Origin of the sequence: Allobosea sp. CER48 (genome assembly GCF_044752385.1) — a bacterium.
Taxonomy (GTDB): domain Bacteria; phylum Pseudomonadota; class Alphaproteobacteria; order Rhizobiales; family Beijerinckiaceae; genus Allobosea.
Genome location: NZ_JBIWYK010000444.1, coordinates 1 through 2518, shown reverse-complemented (window position 1 = coordinate 2518; position 2518 = coordinate 1). Strand labels below are relative to the sequence as shown.

Sequence of the window (2518 nt, the reverse complement as noted above, 5' to 3'; positions counted from 1 at the left end):
CGACCACGCGTCTGCGCCCCGCTCCGGACGGGAACGCAGGCGGGCGAGCCGGTCCCTATCGGAACCAGACGCCTTTCACGGGGGAGAAGGAGTAGCGGTGCTCGGGGCAGGGGCCATGCTCTGCAATCGCCCGCCGATGCTGCGGTGTGGCGTAGCCGACATGGCCCGTGAAACCGTAGGCGGGATAGCGCCGGCACAGCCGGGCCATCATCCGGTCGCGCGTGACCTTGGCGACGATGGAGGCGGCGGCGATGGAGGCGATTGCGCCATCACCCTGAATGATCGCTTCGCAGCCACAGCTGAGTTGCGGCGGGTCGTTGCCGTCGACCAGCACATGCAGCGGTACCACCGGCAGGCCCGCGACGGCGCGGCGCATCGCGAGCAGCGTCGCCTGGCGGATGTTGACCTTGTCGATCTCGACCGCCGTCACGCTCGCGACGGAAACGGCAAGCGCACGCTCCATGATTTCGCCGAACAGCTCTTCGCGGACGGACGCCGGCAGCTTCTTCGAATCGTCGAGCCCATGCGGCACGCGGGCGGGGTCGAGGATGACCGCGGCCGCGACCACCGGGCCAGCCAACGGCCCGCGGCCGACCTCGTCGATGCCGGCCAGCGGCCAGAGGCCGTTGGCGATCGCAAGGGTCTCGCGGGTGAAATCGGCGGGCATCGCCGGCTTATGCCGCAGAGCGCGATGCGAAGCCAGTGCCGGCGCCGCCCCTTCGCACCCGAGGCAGCCCGCCTTCAGAACAGGCTGAGCTGCGCCTTCTCCTTCTCCGGCTTCACGAACAGGTCGGTGCGCAGGCGCCGCCGCGTGGTGTTGAAGCCGACGCGTTCGGCCGCCATCTCGAAGCGCCGGCCGATCATCCAGGCATAGGGGCCGGAGCCGACCATGCGCTGGCCCCATTGCGAATCGTAGTCCTTGCCGCCGCGCGTCGAACGGATCAGCGACATCACATGCCGGAGCTTGTCGGGATGATGCGTGAGCAGCCATTCCTGTACGATATCGCGAACTTCGAGCGGCAATCTCAGCAGCACATAGCCGGCCTCCTGCGCGCCGGCGGCCTTGGTGGCGTCGAGGATGCGTTCGATCTCGTGCTCGTTGACGGCCGGGATGATCGGCGCGACCAGCACCGTCGTCGGAACGCCGGCTTCGGAGAGTTTCCGGATCGTCTCCAGACGCTTCTGCGGCGAGGCGGCGCGCGGCTCCATGCCCCGCGCCGTCTTCGCATCGAGCGTCGTGACGGAGATGGCGACCTTGACCAGCCCCTTCTCGGCCATCGGCGCGAGGATATCGATGTCCCGCTGGACCAGGGCCGATTTGGTGACGATGCCGACCGGGTGGTTGAACTTCGCCAGCACTCCCAGGATCTCGCGCATGATCCGGAGCTTCTTCTCGATCGGCTGATAGGCGTCGGTATTCGTGCCGATGGCGATGGTCCGCGGCTGGTAGGAGGGGGAGGAGAGCTCCTTCTCCAGCAGCGCCGCGGCATCGGGCTTCGCCGTCAGCTTGCTCTCGAAATCCAGTCCGGGGGAGAGCCCGAGATAGGCATGGGTCGGCCGCGCGAAGCAGTACACGCAGCCATGCTCGCAGCCGCGATAGGGATTGATCGAGCGGTCGAAGGAAATATCCGGCGAGTCGTTGCGCGTGATGATGTTGCGCGCCTTCTCGTAGGCGATCTCCGTCCTGAACGGCGGCAGCTCCTCGAGCGAGCCCCAGCCATCGTCCTCGGCGATGCGCTGCTCGGCCTCGTAGCGTCCGCCCGGATTGATCGTGGCGCCGCGTCCGCGCCGCCGCTCCGGGTCGATGCGATGCCCGGCATAGGCGAGGGGGTCGGCCGGCGCGACGACCGGGGACGAGATGGTCGGCTCCCTGTCTTGCCGCCGCAGCGGTTGGGCCGTGGGGTGCGGCCTTTCGGAGGGTCTGGCCTGGGGCATGGCTTTCCAGCCGGTTCGCGCGCCGGGAATCGACGCGTTCCTGGTCCGGATAGAGTGAACATAACAGGAACGAAAAGCAAGCGCGGGATTGCGGCGTGCTGCGCTGCGGCATAGAACTTTGCGTATGCTCACTGCCGTGATCCGCGCCGATGGTTCCCCGCGCGCACTCGCCGCAACACTTGCCGTGCTGATTCCGGCGGTGGCCGAAGGCTTTCTCGGCCATGCCGTGATCGTCGACACGGTGGGGGCGCCGGATTTCGAGCGCGTCGCGGACACGACCGGTGCGCGCTATCTGCGCACCGCACCTGCCGAGGCCTGGCAGGACGGGGCAGCGGCGGCGCGCGGCGACAGGCTCGTCCTGTTCGATGCCGGCGATGTGCCGCAGGCGCATTGGGTGCAGGCGGTGGAGCGGCACCTGCTGGTGACGCCGGACGCGCCTGCCCTGATCCCGCTGCACGCGGCCGGCGCGGCACTGCGAGAGCGCGCCGCCCTTTCCTTCGGGGCGCGCAGGTTGCGGTCAGGCCTCGTCCTGCCGAAGGCGATGGCGCTGGAGGGACGCCTCGGCGAGGCGCCGCAACGGCTG

Annotated in this window: 3 protein-coding genes; 1 reads left to right on the top strand and 2 read right to left on the bottom strand. The window is 68.9% G+C overall.

Going from position 1 to position 2518, the window contains the following annotated elements; all coding sequences use genetic code 11:
• Positions 1–55: 55 nt before the first annotated feature.
• Complete coding sequence (locus ACIPIA_RS14120) at positions 56–667, bottom strand: ribonuclease HII (RefSeq protein ID WP_400510461.1); 612 nt, start codon at positions 665–667, stop codon at positions 56–58.
• Between the two features lie 74 nt (positions 668–741).
• Complete coding sequence (locus ACIPIA_RS14115) at positions 742–1935, bottom strand: PA0069 family radical SAM protein (RefSeq protein ID WP_400510460.1); 1194 nt, start codon at positions 1933–1935, stop codon at positions 742–744.
• A 124-nt stretch (positions 1936–2059) separates the two neighbouring features.
• On the opposite strand from ACIPIA_RS14115, the gene ACIPIA_RS14110 reads away from it, so the two are divergent.
• A partial coding sequence (locus tag ACIPIA_RS14110) for a glycosyltransferase family A protein (RefSeq protein WP_400510459.1) occupies positions 2060–2518 on the top strand: 459 nt, incomplete at its 3' end.